Genomic DNA, 15,821 nt, shown 5'->3' on the forward strand with positions numbered 1-15,821 from the left:
CGGGAGAACCGGGGGAACCGCGTAATGAACGGCCGGCTCCCGCATCTCTTCCGTGGGAGGCGGCCGCAGGTCTTCGGGGGGAGACGCGGCGCCGGCACGGGCACCATGCCGGGGGCGGCTCCAGGGATCCTCGGGGGAGGGCCCCTGGTCGACCTTCGTCTCCGCAGAGGGGGAACGGGCCGCCGGTCTGGGGAGAGCGGCGGCCCTCCGTCCTCCCCAGCCTCGGCTCAGCGGCTCCGGTCAGAGCTCAGCGCTGCAGACGGGCCATCCAGGCCTCGACCTCATCGGCCGTGCGGGGGATGTCCGCGGAGAGGTTGACCGGGCCGTCCTCGGTCATCAGGATGTCGTCCTCGATGCGGACGCCGATGCCGCGCAGCTCGGCGGGTACCGTGAGGTCGTCGATCTGGAAGTACAGTCCCGGTTCGATCGTGAAGACCATGCCCGGCGTGAGGATGCCGTCGTAGTACATCTCGCGGCGCGCCTGAGCGCAGTCGTGCACGTCGATGCCGAGGTGATGCGACGTGCCGTGCACCATGTAGCGCCGGTGCTGGCCGCCCGCGTCCGCGTCGAGGGCCTCCTCGGCGGTGACGGGGAGCAGGCCCCATTCCGCGGTGCGGGCGGCGATCACGGACATGGCCGCCGCGTGGACGTCGCGGAAGCGGACGCCGACCTTGGCCGCGGCGAGGGCGGCGTCGGCCGCCTCGCGCACCGTCTCGTAGACGCGGCGCTGCACCTCTGTGAACGTCCCGGACACCGGCAGGGTACGGGTGATGTCGGCGGTGTACAGGCTGTCGGCCTCCACGCCGGCGTCGACGAGGATGAGGTCTCCGGGGATGACGGTGCCGTCGTTGCGCGTCCAGTGCAGGTAGCAGGCGTGCGGCCCGGACGCGGCGATCGTGTCGTACCCCTCGCCGTTGCCGTCCTCGCGGGCGCGCCGGTGGAAGACTCCCTCGACGACGCGCTCGCCTCGGGCGTGCGCGACGGCGGCCGGGAGCTCGCGGATGATGTCGTCGAAGCCCCGCGCGGTGATCTCCACGGCCCGCCGCATCTCGGCGATCTCGAAGTCGTCCTTGATGAGTCGCAGCTCCGAGACGAAACGGGTGAGGGACTCATCCTCCTCGAGGACGAGCTCGCCGTCGACCGGGGCGAACTCGTGCAGGTGGGCCGTGGCCACCTGCAGGTCGGCGGCGACGCCGGCCAGCGACGGACGCGGACCGATCCAGAACTCGCCCACGGTGGCGTCGGCATAGAACTCCGTCGTCGTGCGGTCGGCGCGCTCGCGGAAGTACAGCGTGACGTCGTGCCCGTCGTGCGTCGGCTCGAAGACGAGCACCGAGTCCGGCTCCGCGTCGGACCCCCAGCCGGTGAGGTGCGCGAAGGCGGAGTGCGCGCGGAAGACGTAGTCGGTGTCGTTGCTGCGCTGCTTGAGCGAGCCGGCGGGGATCACGAGCCGCTTGCCGGGGAAAGCGGCCGAGACGGCGGCCCGGCGGCGCTCGGCGTACGCGGCCTGGGCGCGCGGCGCGGGCAGGGTATCCGGACGCTCGGCCCATCCGGTGGAGATGGTGTCGAGGAACCCCTGCGGGAACGGCTGCTTGCGGTTGGTCGAGCTGTTCTCGACGGTGGCTTCGACGGTCTCGTCAGCGATCGTGTCGTTTTCTCCGGTGCTCATCCGTCCAGTCTCTCACCTGGACGCGCCAGGCGCGGATCAGCCGGTCGGCTCGAGCTGCACGATGAGGGCGCGATGATCGCTCCCGCCGGCATCCTCGAGGACGGCGGAACCCGTGGGTCGCCAGTTGGGGGAGGCCATCACGTGGTCGATGGGGGCGCCGGCGAGGGCAGGGAACGAGCTCGGCCAGGTTCCGGACATCCCGTTCCCGGTCCGGGAGGCGGCGTCGCGGCAGTACCCCATGTCGCCGCCGTCGATGCCGAGGGAGGCCATGTGATCCACGGTGGCGTTGAAGTCGCCGGCGAGGATGAAGTCACCCGCGGGGCACTGGTCGGCGATCCACTGCAGATCACTCTGCCACTGCTGCATCTCCTCCATGCGCGGCGCGACCGCGTGCACGGCGACGATCGTCGGACCGTCGCCGTCGATCGGCATCAGCACGGCGCTGGGCACGGATCCGGTGTTGTTGCTCCCGTCCTTCGACGACTCGATGACGGAGTACTCGCCGAGCTCGGGGGCCACCAGGACCGTCGTCTGCCACGATTGCGGGCCGTCCTCCACGTCCGGGCGGAACTGCACGTGATGCACCCACATCGGATGCCCCTGCTCGCGGAGCATGAGCGCGATCCGCTCGCCGACCTCCTCGGTGGTCTCGGGCAGCGCCACCACGTCGGCCTCCTGCTCCAGGATCTCCTGGGCGATCTGCTCGGCGGAGACGGCCTCACCCGCGGTGTTCCAGGTGAGCACCCGCAGGCTCGTGTCGGTCCGCTCGGGAATGGCGGCCACGCCGAACCCCCGCGTCGCTCCGATCACCCCGGTCGCGGCGGCGCCGAGCAGGGCGACGATCAGGACGGACGCCGCGAAGCCGCGCAGCGGCCGGGCGAGCAGGAGCAGCAGCGCCAGCACCGCGATGATCAGGAACCCGCCGAGCACGAGGCCGCGGGCGGCCACGAGCTGCGCGAACGGGTACGTCTGCTCGAGGTTGAAGAACTGCGGCCACACCACGACCGCCGCCGCGATCGCGAAGAGCACGGTGAGCAGGATCCCCAGGAGTCGAAACATCCCCTTCAGCCTAGAAGCGTCGCCTGTGAAGTCCCTGCCTCGCGGCCGGCCCGACGCCGCGATCGGGGTCCGGGAATCCGCGCCACGCGCGTCGGCGCTCGGTACGCTCGGAGGATGCCCGTTCCGCCCGCCGGTCCCGCCGATCTGCACCTGCACTCCAATCACTCCGATGGCACCGAGGCGCCGGGCGAGGTCATGAGACAGGCGCATCGACACGGCGTGCGGACCGCCGCGCTCACGGACCACGACCGCACCACCGGCTGGACGGAGGCCGGGGAAGCCGCCGTCGCCCTCGGTATGACCTTCCTTCCCGGGATGGAGCTCTCCGCCAAGCACGAGTGGCGCAGCGTGCACGTGCTCGGCTATCTCTTCGATCCGGACGACGCGGCGCTGCGGGCCGAGACCGACCGGATCCGGAACGACCGCATCGGAAGAGCGGAGCGCATCGTCCGAAACATCGGCCGCGACTATGACCTGCATTGGGACGACGTCCTGGCCCAGACCACGCTCGACGCGACCGTCGGCCGCCCGCACATCGCCGACGCGCTGGTGGCGCGCGGCATCGTGCGTGATCGGGGCGAGGCCTTCGACGGCATCCTCCACCCGCGGGAGGGCTACTACGAGCCGCACTACGCTCCGGACCCGCTGACGGCCGTGCGACTGATCACTCAGGCGGGAGGTGTGGCGATCATCGCCCATCCGGTCACGGCCGGCCGGGACCGGATGATGCCGGTGCCGTACATCGAGCGTCTGATCGACGCGGGGTTGGCCGGGTTCGAGGTGGATCACCGGGAGAACACGACCGCCGGCAAGAAGCTGCTGCGCGAGCTGGCGGAACGACACGACCTCATCGTCACCGGGTCCAGCGATTACCACGGCACCGGAAAACCGAACGTTCCGGGAGAGAACACCACGGCGGAGGACATGGTCGCCCGGATCATCGATCGCGCCTCCGGCTCCGGTCCGCGGCGTCCCTGACCCCGGCGGACTGTCGGCGGTCTCCCGGCGTTCTGTCGAGACGGACCGATACGGTCCGAGGCATGCAACGTCCCACCTCCCTGGAGCGCCGCGTCGACGCGACCGCTCGCCGACTCCTCCGCGCGGTGCCGACCACGGGCTTCCGCGCCGGACTCGCCGAGTTCGTCGTGTTCGTGCTGAAACAGGCATGGGCGTGCGTGTTCGGAGCGGCCCTGCTGGTGGTGATCGTCGCGGCCCGCCTCTGGTATCCCGACGACGCGGCACTGGCCCGCAACGATGCGCTGACGATCGCGGCCGTCCTGATCCAGGTGGCGATGCTCGTGTTCCGCCTCGAGAGCGGACGTGAACTCTGGGTGATCGTGCTCTTCCACATCACCGGCACCGCGATGGAGCTGTTCAAGACCGACGTCGGCTCCTGGGCGTACGCGGCGGACGGCATCCTCCGTATCGGCGGTGTCCCGCTGTTCAGCGGTTTCATGTACGCGGCCGTCGGCTCCTACATGGTGCGCGTGTATCGGCTGTTCGACCTCGGGTTCACCCGCTACCCCCGCCGGTGGTTGACGGCTGTGCTGGCCGCCGCGATCTACGTCAACTTCTTCACCCACCACTGGTGGTGGGATGCGCGCTGGGTGCTCTTGGCAGGGGTCATCGTGCTGTGGCTGCCCACGATCATGCATGCCCGCGTATGGCGCCGCACCATCCGGCTGCCGCTCCTGGCCGTCTTCGCCGGAGTGGCGGTGTTCATCTATCTGGCCGAGAACATCGGCACCTGGGCGGGTGCCTGGGCGTATCCCGACCAGGCGGATGTGTGGCAGCCCGTGTCCCTGAGCAAACTCAGTTCGTGGTTCCTGCTGATGATCATCTCGGTCGTACTCGTCGCCTGGGTCTACCCGCCGCAGGTCCCGGCTGCACTCCTGGAGAACGAAGGGCGCCGCACGGAAGACCGTGCGGCGCCCCTCGGACGATGATGATGCGGATCAGGCGCCCGTGACGGGTGCCGCTCCGGTGCCGGAGCCGCCGCGACGACGGCGGCGACGACGCGCCGGAGCGGGCTTGCCATCGTGGTGCTCCTTGCCGGCGCCGTCGTGCGTGCCGGCGCCCTCGGCGCCGCGGTCGGCGGCCTGCGCGGTCGAGCCCTCGGCGGACCCTCCCTCGCTCGCCCCTTCGGCGAAGGTCGAGCCGACGGGCGTGGAACCCGTGCGGCGGCGGCGACGGCGGCGCGTGCCGCCCTCCCCGGTCCCTTCAGCGGCGGCGTCGGCAGCGCGCTCCGGGCGACGGGAGCGCTCGGTCTTGACCGCCTCCTTCTTCGGCGCGCTCACGAGCCGGCCCTTCGTCCCCTCGGGGATGTCGAGGTCGGTGTAGAGGTGCGGGCTCGAGGAGTAGGTCTCGATGGGCTCGGGCTGGCCGAACTCGAGGGCACGGTTGATGAGGGCCCACTTGTGCAGGTCCTCCCAGTCGACGAAGGTGACGGCGATGCCGGTCTTCCCCGCGCGTCCGGTGCGTCCCGCGCGGTGCAGGTACGTCTTCTCCTCGTCGGGGATCGTGTGGTTGATGACGTGCGTGACGTCATCCACGTCGATGCCGCGCGCGGCGACATCGGTCGCCACGAGAACGTCCTTCTTGCCGGCCTTGAACGCGGCCATGGAGCGCTCGCGCTGATCCTGGCCCATGTCGCCGTGCACGCCGCCCACGTTGAAGCCGCGGTCGGTGAGCTCGTCGACGAGGCGCTGCGCCGCACGTTTCGTCCGCGTGAAGATCACGGTCTTGCCGCGCCCCTCGGCCTGCAGGATGCGGGCGATGACCTCGTCCTTGTCGAGCGAGTGTGCGCGGTAGACGAGGTGCTTGATGTTCGCCTGCGTCAGACCCTCGTCCGGGTCGTTGGCGCGGATGTGGATGGGGTTGGTCATGAACCGCCGCGCGAGCGCGACGATCGGACCGGGCATGGTCGCGGAGAAGAGCTGGGTGTGCCGCACCGCCGGCACCTTCTGGAAGATCTTCTCGATGTCCGCCAGGAAGCCGAGGTCGAGCATCTTGTCGGCCTCATCGAGCACGACCTCGGTCGCGTTCGAGAGATCGAGCAGGCGCTGGCCGGCGAGGTCGATGAGACGACCCGGCGTGCCGACGACGATCTGCGCGCCGGCCTTGAGCTGGTCGATCTGCCCCTCATAGGCCTTGCCGCCGTAGATGGCGACGACGCTCGTGGAGCGGTTGCTCGTGAGGAGGTCGATGTCCTCGTAGACCTGCACCGCGAGCTCACGGGTGGGGACGACGATGAGGGCCTTGACGCCCGGCTCCGGGTCCTTCCCGAGTCGCTGCACGACCGGGATGCCGAAGCCGAAGGTCTTGCCCGTACCGGTCTTGGCCTGCCCGATGATGTCCTGGCCGGGGAGGCCGAGGGGGATGGTCTGCTCCTGGATCGGGAAGGCATCGACGATGCCCTTCGCTGCCAGTGCGTCGACGATGTCCTGGTCGATGCCGAGTTCGGCGAAACTTGTCACTGTGTTCAGATGCCTGTCCGGCGACCTCGCGATCGCCTCGTAAACGGAGCCACGCCGTCTCGTGTGCCACAGGCGCGGGGCCCCGCTCCGACGGCGGGGACACGCCCAGCCTACCGGAGGGGCGGCTCCGGACAGGGAGGACGCCGTCGCCCGAGTATTGTGAACGACGTGGCCGACTCGGGAGGAACACCTCGTGGTTAAGTGGTTCTGGCAGCGCGACGCCGCGCCGCGACGCACCCTGGCGCTGCGCAGCCGGGGCGAGCAGAGCGATGCGACGCGCGTCGACTTCGCGGAGCTGGCGCCTGAGCTCGACCGGTTCCTCGGCCAGGCGGCCTACCTCCAGCTCGGCTACTTCGAGACGCTGACGCGGCTCATCCGCGCGACTCCCGAGCTGGCCGAGAAGGAGTCGCTGTCGCGGGCCGCCGGTGCCGCGCTCACCAAGCACCGGGGCATCGTCGACATCATCGCGGCACGTGGCCAGGACCCGACGCAGCTCATGCTCCCGTTCCGCGAGCACCTGGACGCGTTCCGGCGCAAGACCATCGGGGCGCGCCCGCGCGAGACCCTGCTCGCGGTCTACATCACGGCAGGCATGCTCGACGACTTCTACCTCGCGCTCGCCTCGAGCTACGGCGAGACGGGGCGGCGGGTCGCCGAGATCCTGCGCGAGGACGACGCGCGCCACGAGATCGTCGCGATCATCCAGGAGACGATCGAGAGCGACGAGGAGTGGCGCTCGCTGCTGTCCATGTGGGCACGACGCCTCGTCGGGGACACGATCCTCGTCTGCCGTGCGGCGCTGCGGCCGGAGCTCCTCGCCGTGGAGGAGGCCCGCATCGAGCCGGTGTACACCGAGCTCATGGGAGCGCACGCCCGCCGCATGGATGCGATGGGCCTCGCGTCCTAGGTCAGATACCGAGCGCGGCTCGCCTCTGCGCGTCGCCGCGTCGACGCCCTGCGGTGAGGGCCGCGGTCGCCAGGGCCGCGACCACCGCCGCGCCGAGGATGCTCGCGAGCCACAGCCAGGGGCTGTCCTCGCCCACGCCGGCCCATTGCAGGCTCGTGTAGACGATCGCCGAGACGGCCGTCGCGATCGCCGGGGCGAGGGCGACGCCGCGCAGCTCGCGACCGCCGATCAGGAAGTGCGCGGCGATCCCGAGCACGCAGGCGCCGACGAGGGCGAGGAGGATGTACATGCGCGGGTCAGGCGACGAAGCCCACGCGACGCGACTCCTCGGTGCCCAGCTCGATGTAGGCGAGGTTCGCGGTCGGCACGATGTAGGAGTTGCCCTTCACATCGGCGAAGCTCAGGTGCGAGGCGCTCTGCTCGAGTGCCGCGGAGACCTGGGTGCGGACCTCGTCCGCCGTGGCAGCGGTGTCGAAGCTCAGCTCGCGGCCGGTGTTGATGATGCCGATGCGGATTTCCACGGATGCTCCTTGCAGGTCGTCGGACTCGCCAACTCTATCGCGCAGCCGGCGGCGGAGACCGGCGACGGCGGCCGTTTCGCCCTGAGCGCACAACCCGCGACGAGCGTCGCCTTCGACGTCGATGTCCGCGCCTCCCGATAGCGTGGAGGGATGTTGTCGGATGCCGCCCAGCGAGCCGTGATCACGGCGCCGCCGACCGCGTCCGGCGTCGTGATCGGTGCCCCCGGCACCGGTAAGACGCGCACGCTCGTCGACCGGGTCGTGCAGCTCCTCGAGGTCGAGGGGCTGCGGCCGGAGGAGGTGCTGGCGCTCACCCCGAGCCGGCAGGCGGCCACCGCGCTGCGCGACCGCATCGGCGTGCGCATCGGCCAGGCGACGCCGGGGCCACTGGCCCGCTCGCTCGGGTCGTTCGCGTTCCAGCTGGTCCGCGGGGCGATGGTCCGCGAAGGGGCCGAGCCGCCGGCGCTGCTCACCGGCGCCGACCAGGATCGCATCATCGCCGAGCTGCTGGCGGGCGACGTCGAAGACGGCCGGATCTCCTGGCCCCCGGCGCTCAGCGAGCCGGTCCGCGCCTCGAAGGGCTTCCGCTCCGAACTCCGCGCCTTCCTCGCGGAGTGCACGGAGCTGGGGGCGAGCCCGGCGGAACTGCGTGCCACCGGCGATGCGGTCTGGACAGCGGCCGCCGACTTCGTGGAGGAGTACCGCACCGTGCTCGACGCCTTGCGGTCCGCCCACCGCGACGCCGCCGACCTCCTCGGTGAGGCGGCGGGGATCCTCCGTACGGCGGACGCCGCGACGCTCGGAGCGCTGGCACCACTGCGCGTGGTGCTCATCGACGACGCCCAGGAGCTGACGCGCGGCGGGATCGGCGTGGTGCGCGCGCTCCTCGACCGCGGCATCGCCGTGCAGGCCTTCGGCGACCCCGACATCTCCTCCGGTGCCTTTCGCGGGGCCAGTCCCGAGCTGTTCGCGCAGCTCACCGGCGCGCTCGGCGCCGTGCACGTGCTCGACGGCGCGCACCGCCAGCGTCCCCTGCTGACCGCGCTGACGCGCACGGTGACGCAGGCGATCGGGGTGTCCGGACGGGTCGAGCACCGGCGGGCGCCGGCACCGGCGGCGGAGGACGACGAGGCCGAGGTGTCGACGTTCCTCGCCCCGTCCCCCTACGAGGAGTTCGACCGGATCGCCGGGGTCATGCGCGACTGGCATCTCCGGGCCGGAATCCCCTGGGAGCGGATGGCGGTCATCGCCCATGACACCCGTCAGGTCACAGCCCTCGAGACCGAGCTCGCCGCGCGCGAGATCCCGACGAGGGCCGCGGGGGTGCAGCGCCCGCTCGGCAGCGAGGGGATCGTGCGCGACATCGTCGGCATCGTGCGGCTCGCGTTGACCCCGGACGAAGAGCGCACGGTGCAGGCCTGGGAGGAGGCGCTGCGCACACCCTTCGGTGGCATGGACGCGATCGCGCTCCGTCGGCTGCGCGCGCGGCTCCGCCACCTCGAACTCGGCCAGGGCGGGTCGACTCCGGCGCGCGAGCTCCTGCGCGCGGCGATGTCGGCACCGGCCACCCTCACCCTCATCGATGCACCGGAGTCACGGACTGCCGAGCGCTTCGCCGAGACCGTAGCGGGCGTCGCCCGTGCCGCGGCGGAGGGAGAGACGATCCATGACCTCCTGTGGCGCATCTGGGAGCAGGCCAGGGCCGTCGACGGGCGGCGGCTGCACGTCGCGTGGCGGGAGATCTCGCTGCTGCCCACCGGCGCCGAGACGGCACGGTCGCTCGACGCCCTCGTGGCCCTCTTCGACGCGGCCAAGCGCTTCGTCGAGCGCACCCCGAACGAGCGCCCCGAGGTCTTCGTGCGCGACATCCTCGACAGCGAGGTGCCGGAAGACACGCTGTCGTCGCCCGAGCGGCCGGGCACGGTCACGCTGCTCACGCCGGCCACCGCGCTCGGGACGGAGTTCGACGCCGTGGTCGTCGCCGGGGTCCAGGACGGCGTCTGGCCCAACGTGCGACTGCGCGGCGGGCTCCTGCAGACCTGGCGGCTGGCGGACGCGCTGACCGCGGCTCGCTCCGGCCTGCCGGCCGAGGTGCCGGACGTCCTCGACCGGCGTCGCGCCGCGCTCCACGACGAGCTGCGGCTGTTCGTACGGGCGATCTCGCGCGCCCGCCACCGGCTGCTCATCACCGCCGTCGACGACGACGATCTGACGCCCAGCGCCTTCTTCGGCTTCCTTCCCGCGCCGCAGCCGTCCGAGCGCCATCCCTCCGCAGAGCACCCCCTCACTTTGCGTGGGCTGGTCGCGCGGTACCGCCGGGTGCTCACCACGGCCCACTCCGAACCGGCGCAGCGCGAGGCCGCCGCCCAGCTCGCCGTCCTGGCGAGGGAGGGGGTGCCGGGAGCGCATCCGCACGACTGGTACGGGGTCACGGCGCCGTCGACGGCCGCGCCGCTGCGCGATCTCGCCGCGAGCGGAGCACGGGTGTCGCCCTCGGCCGTGGAGTCGTACGAGGAGTGCGGGCTCAACTGGGTCGTCTCGGCCCTCGGAGGCGATACGGTCATGCCGCCGACGGCCGGTATCGGCACGATCGTCCACGAGGCGATGGAGCGCGTACCGGACGGCGACCTCGAGCGCATGCGCGAGATCGTCGAGGAGCACTGGCCGGAGCTCGACTTCGAGACGGCGTGGATCGGTCGCAAGGAGCGTCGTCGCGCCGACCTGTTCATCGACCGGTTGCACAGCTATCTCGGCGAGGTGAGGCGAGACGGCGGTCGCATCCTCGGCAGCGAGGTGGAGTTCCGGTTCGCCGTCGACGTGTCCGGCGAGACCGCCGAGCCCACCGTGCACCCGGTGGGAGAGGACCGCGGTCACCGTGCCATCGTGCACGGCTACATCGACCGGGTCGAGGCGTACCCGCCCGGGGCGGGCGAGCACGGCCCGGCCCGAGGACGCGGCTGGCAGTCGATGTCCGGCGGGCCGGAGGGGACCACGGTGGTCGTCGACCTCAAGACCGGCAAGACCGATCCGGAGTCGGACGGCGGCGTGGTCGATCATGCCCAGCTCGCGGCCTATCAGATCGCGGTGCAGGAGGGCCTCGTGCCGGGGGCCGCGCCGGGCTCGCTCGGGGGCGCACGTCTCGTCATCGTCTCGAAGACGCTGGCCAAGAGCGACTACCGCGTCGCGCACCAGCACGCGCTGGACGCCGAGGCGCGGTCGCAGTTCCTGAACCGGGTCGCCGAGGTCGCCCGCGGCATGTCGGCGGCGAGCTTCACGGCTCAGGTCGAGGCGCACTGCGCGGACACGCAGCGCCGGGTGCATCCCTGCCGGATCCACACCGTGCCGGCGGTGAGCGCATGACCGCAGGAACCCCGGACGCCGTGCTCTCGGCGACCGACATCGCCGCCGCGCTCGGACTCCCGACCCCGACGCCCGCCCAGCAGCAGGTGATCGAGGCTCCCCTCGAGCCCGCCCTCGTCGTCGCCGGAGCCGGCAGCGGCAAGACGGAGACCATGTCGGCCCGGGTGGTCTGGCTCGTCGCGAACGGGCTCGTCCGCCGGGACGAAGTCCTCGGACTCACGTTCACCCGCAAGGCGGCGGGGGAGCTGGCGGAGCGCATCGGCGCCCGCCTCGCGGTCGTCGACGAATACGGTCGGCGGGGTCTGCTCCCGCATCTCCCGGAGATCGTCGCCGGAGAGGCGCTGCGCCGCGTGGCGGAGGCCGCGCCGGGGCGGCAGCGTGAACTCGTGCGCGCCCACGTCCTCGATGACCTCGCGCGGCACTACGGCACGGGCGGGCAGCCCGGTGCGGTCCGCACGGCCGAGGACCTCCTCATCCGTCCTCGCGTATCGACCTACAACGCCTTCGCGGACGGCATCGTCCGCGAGCACGCCGCGCGCATCGGCCGGGACCCCGATGTGGCGATGCTCAGCCAGGCGGCGTCCTGGATGCTGGCGCGCGAGGTCGTGCTCCGCAGCGACCTGCCGGAGCTGGAGGAGGTCGACTACGCCCTGGGAACGGTCATCGACGCCGTGCAGCGGCTCGCCGGCGAGGCCCTCGATCACCGGGTCGACCTCGCGGAGGCGGAGCGCCTCGCCGCGGCGCAGGCCGCGGCGTTCGAGCCCTACCGCTCCCACGCCGACGTCGAGAAGGCGGCGGTCAACCTCCGGAGTCTGTCGACCCTGACCCGTCTCGTCCGGGACTACATCGCCGAGAAGGACCGGCGCGGAGTGCTCGACTTCGCCGACCAGGTTTCCGGCGCGTTCGACATCGTCGAGTCGGCTCCGGACGTCCGCGCCGAGCTCCGCGAGCAGCACCGGGTCGTGCTGTTGGACGAGTATCAGGACACCTCCGTGATCCAGACCCGCTTCCTCGCCGAGTTGTTCCGCGACACGGCCGTGATGGCCGTCGGCGATCCGCATCAGTCGATCTACGGCTGGCGGGGGGCCAGCGCCGACAACCTCTACGCGTTCCCCCGGTCCTTCTCGAGCACGGGCGACGTGCGCACCTACAGCCTCATGACGAGCTGGCGCAACGATCGGAGCATCCTCGACATCGCCAACCGCGTCCTCGAGCCGCTGCAACGCCCCGGACTCGACGTCCCGCCGCTGGAGCCGCGGCCGGGCGCGGGGGAGGGCACGGTCGCCGTGCGCTACCCGTTCACCGTCGACGACGAGGCCGCCGAGGTCGCGGCCTGGTTCGCCGAGCGCCGCGCCGCCCATGACGAGACCTCGACGTCCCCGCACACCGGCGCGATCCTGTTCCGGTCCAAGCGCCACATGCAGACCTTCGCCGGCGCGCTCGCCGCGCGGGGGATTCCGCACCGCATCCTCGGACTGGGCGGACTGCTCGCCACGCCCGAGGTCGTGGACGTGGTCTCGACGCTGCGGGTGGTGCACGATCCGACGGCCGGCTCGGCGCTGATCCGGCTCCTCACCGGCCCCCGCTTCGGGGTCGGGGTGGCGGACATGGCCGCGCTCTACGAGCTGGGACGGGCGATCGCGGAGCGCGACACCGCCCTCATGCCCCTCCCCGAGGAGGTGCGGGCGCGGCTGCGCTCGTCCCGTGGCGCCGACGAGGCCGTCTCCATCGTGGACGCGGTGGACATCGTACGCGCGGTGCGCGACGACTATCGCCTGCTGGAGGGCATCACCCCGGAGGGGCGCGCCCGGATCCGGTCCGCGGGGGAGATGCTGGAACGCCTTCGTCGCGCATCGTCCCAGCCCATCCCGGAGCTCATCCGACTCATCGAGCTGGAGCTGCGGTTGGACATCGAGCTCGCCGCCAACGAGACCCGAGGACCTGCGCGGGTCGCAGCCACACAGTTGCGGGCGTTCGCCGACGAGGTGCGGGCGTTCCTCGCCGCCGACGAACGCGGCACCATCGGCAGCCTGCTGGCCTGGCTCGACAAGGCGGAGAGCACCGACGAGCTCATGCCCCGTCCGGAGCCGCCGGAGGCCGGCGTCGTGCAGCTGCTCACGATTCACGGGTCGAAGGGCCTGGAGTGGGATGCCGTCGCCGTCGTGCGCCTCGTCGTCGACGAGCTGCCGGCGCGGGTGTCCGACACCTCCGGGTGGTTCGGGTTCGGCGTGGTGCCCTTCGCGCTGCGCGGAGACCGCGACGCGCTTCCGCGCTTCGTCTGGGATCCGGAGGAGGCGATGGAGGGCGAGACCGACCCCGGCAAGCGGCAGAAGCTCGCCCAGGCGTCGCTGTCGGGCGGCGCGACGAAGGCGAACCCGCACGGCGGCGCGCTCAAGCGGTTCAAGGACGCCTACCGTGAGTACCAGCGGCAGGAGGAGCGCCGTCTCGCCTACGTGGCGATCACCCGAGCGAAGAGCGACCTGCTGCTCAGCGGGGCGCACTGGGCGGGTCAGAAGGCACCACGCACCCCGAGTCCGTACCTGCTGGAGGCCATCGACGTCCTCGGGCTCGACGAGATCCCGCCGGTCGATCCGGACGAGAACCCGTACGACGGCCCCGGGGCCACGCTGCACTGGCCGCTCGATCCGCTCGGAGGACGGCGCGGGGTGGTCGGTGCCGCGGCCGCAGTCGTCGAAGAGGCCCTCCAGGACGACGCCGTCGTGCCGACGGAGGAACTGCGTCGGCTGCTGGAGGAGCGCGCGGCCCGCCAACGCGGGACGGACGCGCAAGCCCCGACCCGGGTTCCCGCGTCGCGGTTCAAGGACTACGTCACCGACTACACCGGCACCCTGTCCTCGCTCGTGCGTCCGATGCCGGAGCGTCCGTACCGTCAGACCCGTCTGGGGACCCTGTTCCACGCGTGGGTCGAGCAGCGCTCAGAACTCGTCGGTGTGGGAACCCGGGTCGACGAGGCGCTCTGGGAGATCGACGAGGACGAGCCCGAGGGCGACAGCGCCCCGGGCGCTTCCGCATCCGGGGCTGCGGCGGACGCCGCCGACCTCGCTGCGCTGCAGGAGACATTCGAGCGGAGCGAGTGGGGACCGTTGCAGCCGCTCGCCGTGGAGATCGAGATCGACTTCGCGCTGGGAGCCGGCCTTCCGGGGCTGCACTCAGGCGCGGACGCGCACATCGTCATCTGCAAGCTCGACGCGGTGTACCGACGCGCCGACCGCGGCGGACGGATCGAGATCGTGGACTGGAAGACCGGGCGGGCGCCACGGACGCCACAGGAGCGCGAGGAGCGGATGCTGCAGCTCGCCCTCTATCGGCTCGCGTACCATCGGCGCTTCGGCGTTCCGCTGGAGGAGATCGACGTGGCGCTGTACTACGTGGCCGATGACCTCGTCATCCGCGGGGATCGCGTCTACTCCGAGGAGGAGCTCTTCCAGCGCTGGAGCGCCGCCCGCGCCGCGCGCTGAGCCTCTTCGGAGTCGTCGTCGTCCGCGGCCGGGGACGAGGCGAAGGCGGAGGACTCGCTTCGTCCGCCCCCTCGCGTCTCGGCGAACGCGTGTGCGACGCCGGAGAGGTCCTCGGTCTCGATGCTCGCCACCGCGGCGCGGTGCTCCGCGTCGGGTTGCGACGGTGCACCCCCAGGCACATCCAGGTCGGCCGACACGTCGGCCGGCGCGTCGCGGTCCGCGTCGTCCGTCTCCGCCACCCAGAGCTCTTCGGGGTTGTAGGCGTCGGTCTGCATCGAGGTGTCCACCTCCGGAGCGGCCGCCACCGGCACGCGGTCGAGCGCGTCCATCGCGGAGTCGACGTCCGAGCGACGATCGCCGGGCACGCCGAGGTCGTCATGGCGCAGGCCGTCGGCCAGAGCCTCGAGCAGAGCCGCGGCATCCTCCACGATGTCCTCGCGCCGCAAGGCGTCGCCGTGGACGAGCCAGCGCGCGAACTCCAGTTCGGCGAGCAGGCGCGCGCGAACCTCGAGCCCGGCGTCGGGAGTGCGGTCCATGGTGCGGGCGTAGGCGCCGTGCACGTCGGCCGCCGCGTCGGGAGCCGCGGACAGCCAGGAGAGATCGAGTGCCGGATCGCCGACCGCGAGACCGTGCCAGCCGATCACGCCGGTGACCTCGGGGCCGCGCTCGGGGTGGTCGTCGAAGAGGAAGGACGTCGCCTGCGCGCCGCCGAGGACGACCGTCGACTCGAAGCGCCAGAGGTCGTCGTCGGCGACGGCATCCCGCCACCTCACCGTGAGGCGGGCGGGGACGCGTCCGGTGGCGGCTGCGGTGTCGACGAGCCGCTCCAGTTCGGCGCGGCTCTCCTCGGCGCTGCGCATCACGAGTCCGGCGCCGCGGACGACCGACGTCGGCAGCCCGTGCACGGCGGCGATCGCGGCTCCCATGGATTCCGCCGCGCCGCGTCCGGCTGGCACCATCGACGCCTCGATCTGGAAGCCGGGGAGCAGCTCGGTCACGAGCGCGCGCCCTTCGCCCACCCTGGTCTCGCCGATGTAGCCGGGGGCGCGGAACGGCAGCATGGCACGCGCGCCGTCGGTGAGGGCGCGCAGCGCCAGGGCCTCTGCCGCCAGCTCCCGCGCCGCGTCGTCGTCGTCCGCCACGCGGATCGCGAGTTCCCGGCCGTCGGCGAGGGAGGCGACGGCGGAGTCGAAGCGCCCGTCGCCGTCCGCGGTGAGCGCCCGGGTGCCCGTGACCTCCGCGCCGGGAAGTGCGGCCGTCACCGCCGCGGCTAGAGTGAATGGAGAGCGTCCCATGCCCCCAGGGTAGGTCGGCTCAGGGGCGGTCCCGCCTCCGCCACGCCCGTGAAAG

Annotated in this window: 11 protein-coding genes; 5 read left to right on the forward strand and 6 right to left on the reverse strand. The window is 72.0% G+C overall.

Annotation, left to right across the window (positions count from 1 at the left end; genetic code table 11):
- Positions 1-247 precede the first annotated feature (247 nt).
- The gene (locus tag C6C15_RS05780) at positions 248-1,669 is read right to left on the reverse strand and encodes an aminopeptidase P family protein (protein WP_105949523.1); all 1,422 of its coding nucleotides are present in this window, start codon (positions 1,667-1,669) and stop codon (positions 248-250) included.
- A 36-nt stretch (positions 1,670-1,705) separates the two neighbouring features.
- Complete coding sequence (locus tag C6C15_RS05785) at positions 1,706-2,728, reverse strand: endonuclease/exonuclease/phosphatase family protein (protein WP_105949524.1); 1,023 nt, start codon at positions 2,726-2,728, stop codon at positions 1,706-1,708.
- 114 nt (positions 2,729-2,842) lie between these two features.
- Between C6C15_RS05785 and C6C15_RS05790 the strand changes: the two genes are divergently transcribed.
- Both C6C15_RS05790 and C6C15_RS05795 read left to right on the forward strand, forming a co-directional pair.
- Positions 2,843-3,706 (forward strand): PHP domain-containing protein, encoded by an 864-nt coding sequence (locus C6C15_RS05790; protein ID WP_105949525.1) that lies wholly within the window; start codon positions 2,843-2,845, stop codon positions 3,704-3,706.
- A 62-nt stretch (positions 3,707-3,768) separates the two neighbouring features.
- A complete protein-coding gene (locus C6C15_RS05795) occupies positions 3,769-4,674 on the forward strand; it encodes a DUF817 domain-containing protein (protein ID WP_060923608.1) in 906 nt (301 codons plus the stop codon).
- 9 nt (positions 4,675-4,683) lie between these two features.
- Here the strand turns inward: C6C15_RS05795 and C6C15_RS05800 are convergent, their stop codons facing one another.
- Positions 4,684-6,204 (reverse strand): DEAD/DEAH box helicase, encoded by a 1,521-nt coding sequence (locus tag C6C15_RS05800; RefSeq protein WP_083371047.1) that lies wholly within the window; start codon positions 6,202-6,204, stop codon positions 4,684-4,686.
- A gap of 193 nt (positions 6,205-6,397) precedes the next feature.
- On the opposite strand from C6C15_RS05800, the gene C6C15_RS05805 reads away from it, so the two are divergent.
- Complete coding sequence (locus C6C15_RS05805; RefSeq protein ID WP_060923156.1) at positions 6,398-7,111, forward strand: ferritin-like fold-containing protein; 714 nt, start codon at positions 6,398-6,400, stop codon at positions 7,109-7,111.
- Position 7,112: 1 nt separating this feature from the next.
- Here C6C15_RS05805 and C6C15_RS05810 read toward each other — a convergent pair whose 3' ends face one another.
- Positions 7,113-7,400, reverse strand: a complete 288-nt coding sequence (locus C6C15_RS05810) for a hypothetical protein (RefSeq protein WP_060923155.1) — start codon at positions 7,398-7,400, stop codon at positions 7,113-7,115.
- Between the two features lie 7 nt (positions 7,401-7,407).
- Entirely contained in the window at positions 7,408-7,632 is a 225-nt protein-coding gene (locus tag C6C15_RS05815; protein WP_025102974.1) for a DUF3107 domain-containing protein, read from the reverse strand.
- A 150-nt stretch (positions 7,633-7,782) separates the two neighbouring features.
- On the opposite strand from C6C15_RS05815, the gene C6C15_RS05820 reads away from it, so the two are divergent.
- Positions 7,783-10,992, forward strand: a complete 3,210-nt coding sequence (locus C6C15_RS05820; RefSeq protein WP_105949526.1) for an ATP-dependent helicase — start codon at positions 7,783-7,785, stop codon at positions 10,990-10,992.
- On the forward strand, positions 10,989-14,471 hold the full coding sequence (locus C6C15_RS05825; RefSeq protein ID WP_105949527.1) for an ATP-dependent DNA helicase: 3,483 nt from the start codon (positions 10,989-10,991) through the stop codon (positions 14,469-14,471). Before C6C15_RS05820 ends, C6C15_RS05825 begins: the two co-directional genes overlap by 4 nt.
- On the opposite strand, the gene C6C15_RS05830 is transcribed toward C6C15_RS05825, so the two are convergent.
- Complete coding sequence (locus C6C15_RS05830) at positions 14,417-15,733, reverse strand: hypothetical protein (protein ID WP_105949528.1); 1,317 nt, start codon at positions 15,731-15,733, stop codon at positions 14,417-14,419. The two genes, C6C15_RS05825 and C6C15_RS05830, sit on opposite strands and share 55 nt — an antisense overlap.
- Between the last annotated feature and the right edge of the window lie 88 nt (positions 15,734-15,821).

The organism is Microbacterium sp. str. 'China' (assembly GCF_002993305.1).
GTDB classification, from domain to species: Bacteria; Actinomycetota; Actinomycetes; order Actinomycetales; family Microbacteriaceae; genus Microbacterium; species Microbacterium paraoxydans.

What these genes read in the sequence shown, in the direction of transcription:
- C6C15_RS05810 (WP_060923155.1), bottom strand. Translation starts at nt 7,400, where the DNA reads ATGTACATCCTCCTCGCCCTCGTCGGCGCCTGCGTGCTCGGGATCGCC.
- C6C15_RS05820 (WP_105949526.1), top strand. Translation starts at nt 7,783, where the DNA reads ATGTTGTCGGATGCCGCCCAGCGAGCCGTGATCACGGCGCCGCCGACC.
- C6C15_RS05795 (WP_060923608.1), top strand. Translation starts at nt 3,769, where the DNA reads ATGCAACGTCCCACCTCCCTGGAGCGCCGCGTCGACGCGACCGCTCGC.
- C6C15_RS05785 (WP_105949524.1), bottom strand. Translation starts at nt 2,728, where the DNA reads ATGTTTCGACTCCTGGGGATCCTGCTCACCGTGCTCTTCGCGATCGCG.
- C6C15_RS05790 (WP_105949525.1), top strand. Translation starts at nt 2,843, where the DNA reads ATGCCCGTTCCGCCCGCCGGTCCCGCCGATCTGCACCTGCACTCCAAT.
- C6C15_RS05825 (WP_105949527.1), top strand. Translation starts at nt 10,989, where the DNA reads ATGACCGCAGGAACCCCGGACGCCGTGCTCTCGGCGACCGACATCGCC.
- C6C15_RS05780 (WP_105949523.1), bottom strand. Translation starts at nt 1,669, where the DNA reads ATGAGCACCGGAGAAAACGACACGATCGCTGACGAGACCGTCGAAGCC.